The 4099-nt window shown below is 69.4% G+C and carries 4 protein-coding genes and 1 pseudogene; all 5 read right to left on the reverse strand.

Translation table 11 applies throughout. The features are described from left to right. A pseudogene (locus tag HUU96_RS12460) lies at positions 1–265 on the reverse strand (ABC-type transport auxiliary lipoprotein family protein); the annotation flags it as partial. A 10-nt stretch (positions 266–275) separates the two neighbouring features. Then, positions 276–1238: an MlaD family protein gene (locus tag HUU96_RS12465; protein ID WP_174293092.1), complete on the reverse strand. Its 963-nt coding sequence runs from the start codon at positions 1236–1238 to the stop codon at positions 276–278. Further along, positions 1238–2185: an ABC transporter ATP-binding protein gene (locus tag HUU96_RS12470; protein ID WP_174293093.1), complete on the reverse strand. Its 948-nt coding sequence runs from the start codon at positions 2183–2185 to the stop codon at positions 1238–1240. The genes HUU96_RS12465 and HUU96_RS12470 overlap by 1 nt, the downstream gene beginning before the upstream one ends. After that, on the reverse strand, positions 2182–3300 hold the full coding sequence (locus HUU96_RS12475) for an ABC transporter permease (protein ID WP_174293094.1): 1119 nt from the start codon (positions 3298–3300) through the stop codon (positions 2182–2184). Before HUU96_RS12475 ends, HUU96_RS12470 begins: the two co-directional genes overlap by 4 nt. Positions 3301–3354: 54 nt before the next feature. Continuing rightward, a partial coding sequence (locus HUU96_RS12480) for a DUF445 domain-containing protein (RefSeq protein ID WP_174293095.1) occupies positions 3355–4099 on the reverse strand: 745 nt, incomplete at its 5' end.

The raw sequence follows: 4099 nt of genomic DNA on the forward strand, positions 1-4099 counted from the left end.
GCTCCGCCCACAGCGCCTTGGGCACATAGGCGATGGTGGTGGCGGTCGCCTGCACCGGCACGCGCGAGGTCGCGACCGACTGCGGCGCGGACGGCACCTCGATGGTGATCGACTTGGCCGCGACCGAGTTCTGGTCCTGTCCGATCGCGGGCGCGGCGGCGGCGGTCAGCGTCAGCAGCGACGGCGGCGGTTTCGCACCGAAGCTGATGCAGCCCGCGAGCGGCAACGTGGCGGCGATCGCCGCGCAAAGCCGGGTGATCCTCATGCGTCCCATCTCATTTGCCCTTATAGTCCGGCAGCTTAGGCTGGCTGATGATCGAGGCCGCACCCTCCTGATCGACGCGCTGCGCCACCGACGACAGCGCCGCCGCGGTGGCGCGCAGGTCGTGGACCAGCTGGTTCGCCTCCGGGATGGTCGAGCGCGAGAAGGTCTGCAGCCCCGGCCGGGCGTCGCCGATCGCACCGTTGAGCGTGTCGACGCTCGCCCGCGCCGACTCCAGCGTCTTGTTGAGGTTGGCCATCGCCGGCCGCACGTCCGTCGTCACCAGGCCGTTGGTGGTGTCGGCGAGCTTGCCGACCTGCTGCGCTGCATCGCCGGCCTGCTGGATGGCGACGCGGGTCTGCGCCAGCGTCGCCGCGATCTCCGGCGCGCGGTCGGCGAGCGCGCCCGAGATGCGGTTGGTGTTGTCGAGGATGCCGGCGATCGACGCCTGGTTCTTGTCGGTGAGCAGCCCGGTCAGCTTCTCGGTCAGCGTCGACAGCCGCTCCAGGAGCTGCGGCGCGGAATTGAGGATCGCGCCGATGCCGCCCTGCTTGGTCGGAATGACCGGCACGCCATAGGGACAGGCGGCGAGCGGGTTCTCCTCGGGGCAGTCGATCGACGGCGACCCTTTGATGCCGCCGTCGAGCGACACCGTGCTGGTGCCGGTGAAGCTGCCCAGGACGGTCGCGGTGGTGCCGCGCAGGATCGGCGTGTCGTCGTTGATGCTGATCCGCACGCGGACGAACTGCGGGTCGTTCTTCCATAGCGCGATGGTCTTGATTTGGCCGACCGGCACGCCCGAATAGGTGACCGCCGACCCCTTGGCGAGGCCGTCGACCGCCTGCTTGAAGAAGATGTCGTACTGCTTCTCCGACGTGCCGCCGAGCCGCGCGATCCAGACGGTGAAGATCGCCAGCACCGCCAGCAGGATCAGCACGACGGTGCCGACGAGGACGTGGTTGGAGCGAGTTTCCATCAGCTGGTCCCTAAATGCTTAACATGGGCCTGATAGGCGCCGGCGTCGCCACCGGGGTTGGTCTTGGCGGTATCGGCGGCGGCCATCGCCTTGGTCTTGACCTCGGTCGGGTGAGCGGCGGCTTCGGCGTCGGCGGGTTGAGGGGCGCTGCCATGCGCCTCCTGCGTATCCGCCGCCGCGCGGCCGCGGGGGCCGCGGAAATATTCTTGAATCCAGGGGTGATCGGTCGCCAGCAGCTCGTCGATGGTGCCGGTGGCGATCACCTTGCCGTCGGCCAGCACCGCCACCCGGTCGCAGATCGCATAAAGCGAGTCGAGGTCGTGGGTAATGATGAACACCGTCAGCCCCAGCGTCTTCTGCAGCGACTTGGTCAGGTCGTCGAACTGCGCCGCGCCGATCGGGTCGAGGCCGGCGGTCGGCTCGTCGAGGAACAGCAGCTCCGGGTCCATCGCCAGCGCACGGGCGAGGCCGGCGCGCTTCTTCATGCCGCCCGACAGCTCGGCGGGAAATTTCGGCCCGGCATCGGCCGACAGCCCGGTCATCACCACCTTGTAGCCGGCGATCTCGGCCATCAGCGCCGGGTCCAGCTCGGGGTAGAATTCGCGCAGCGGCACCTCGACATTCTCGGCGACGGTCAGCGTCGAGAACAGCGCGCCGCCCTGGAACAGCACGCCCCAGCGCTTGCGCAGCGCCGTGTTCTCGGTCTCCTCGCGGCCGATGGTGTGCTCGCCGAAGACGGTGATCTCCCCCTCCATCGGTGTCTGCAGGCCGATGATCGAGCGCATCAGCACCGACTTGCCGGTGCCCGAGCCGCCGACCACGCCCAGGATCTCGCCGCGGCGCACGTCGAGGTCGAGGCCGTCATGGACGATCTGGTCGCCAAAGCCGTTCTTCAGCCCGCGGACGCTGACGACGACGTCGCCCGTCTCCTGACCGGCCGCCCTCATATCCAGCCGATCCAGGTGAAGAACACCGCGAAGAAGGCGTCGAGGACGATGCACAGGAAGATCGCCTGGACCACCGCGGCGGTGGTGCGGCTCCCCACCTGTTCGGCGTCGGCCTCGACCTGCATCCCCTGGAAACAGCCGGCCATGGCGATGATCGCGCCGAACACCGGCGCCTTGACCAGGCAGATGTAGAGGTCGGTGATCGGCACCACCTCGCGGATGCGCTGGACGAAGGTGGCGGGCGGGATGCCGAGCGAGATCCAGCACAACAGGCCGCCGCCGATGATCGACACCAGCGACGCGTAGAAGCCGAGCAAAGGCATCATCAGCACCGCCGCCAGCGTGCGCGGCAGCACCAGCGCCTCCATCGGCGAGACGCCGATGGTGCGCATCGCGTCGATCTCCTCGGTCAGCTTCATGGTGCCGATCTGCGCGGCGAAGGCGCTGCCGGAGCGGCCCGCGACCATGATCGCGGTCATCAGCACGCCGAGTTCGCGCAACGACAGCCGGCCGACGAGGTTGATGGTGAACACCTCCGCGCCGAACTGGGCGAGCTGGACCGCGCCCTGCTGGGCGATGACGATGCCGATCAGGAAGCTCATCAGGCCGATGATTGCGAGCGCCGAGACGCCGACCACCTCGATCCGCTGCACCGTCGCGTTGAAGCGGAAGCGGCGCGGCGGCCGCACGAAGCTGACCGTGACGTTCCAGAACGCGATCACGGTCGCGCCGAGGAAGCCGAGCAGGCCGTACAGCGTCTGGAAGGTGGTAACGACCGCATCGCCGACCTCGCCTACCACGCGCTGGACCGACGGCTGGCGCTTGGCGACCGGCTCGGCGGGGCGGTCGGCGGCGATCACCTGGTCGAACAGGTGCTGGCTGTCGGGCGACAGGCCCTCGACGGTGGCGTCGTGGCGCGCGGCGAAACGGTGGACGACCCATGCCCCGACCGTGTCGATCCGCTCGACCGCCGACAGGTCGACCGACGCGACCTTGCCGTCGACCTTCTCCAACCGCTGCGGCAGGGTGCCGAGCCGCGCCAGCGACAGGTCGCCGGAGAAACGCAGGGCACCGCCCGTCCCGTCCTGCTGGAAATCAGCCGCCGCGCTGCTCATCGTGCCAGTCTTTGCGGGAAAGCTGCGGTCGCGGCAAGACGTTAGGGATGCGGATCAGCCAAGCGCCAGGTCGACGGCGTGGATCACAACGCCGACCAGCCCGCCGACGACCGTGCCGTTGACGCGGATGAACTGCAGGTCCTTGCCGACTGCGTTCTCCAGCCGGCGGGTGACCGTGTCGGCGTCCCAGCCGTGCACCGTCTCCGATACCAGCCGGACGATGCCGTCGCCATAATCAGCGGCGATGCCGACCACCGCGCGGCGCATGAAGCGGTTGATGCCGGTTGCCAGTCGCGCGTCGTCGCGCAGCGACGCGCCGAGCTGGCGCAGTATGTCGCCGAGCGGCCCGCGCATCGCCCGCTCCGGATCGCGCGCGATCGCCAGGAGCAGCCCGCGCGCTTGCTCCCACAACCCGTCGAGCCAGCGCTGCATCGCCGGGTTGGCGAGCAGATCCTCCTTCATCCGCTCGACCCGCTCGCGCATGACGGGATCGTAGCGCAGGTTCCAGGCGAAACGGTCCAGCCCTTCCTCGGCCGCCAGCCGTAGCGGGTGCTCGGGATCGTCGGCCATGTCGGCGAGCAATGTGTCGAGGCCGCCGATCAGCTTGTCGGCGACGGTCTCGTCGAGCCCGGTCCAGCGCAGGATCGAGCCGGCGCGGTCGTGGACGATGCGGCGGATCAGCACGTCGTTGGCGGCGAGCGCACCGCCGGCCCAGCGGATCGCGGCGTCGAGCAGCGGCTTGTGCCGGTTCTCCGCCATCGCCGCGGCGAGCAGCTGGCCGATGATCGGCGCGACCGCC

The organism is Sphingomonas bacterium (genome assembly GCF_903644135.1).
GTDB lineage: Bacteria > Pseudomonadota > Alphaproteobacteria > Sphingomonadales > Sphingomonadaceae > Sphingomonas.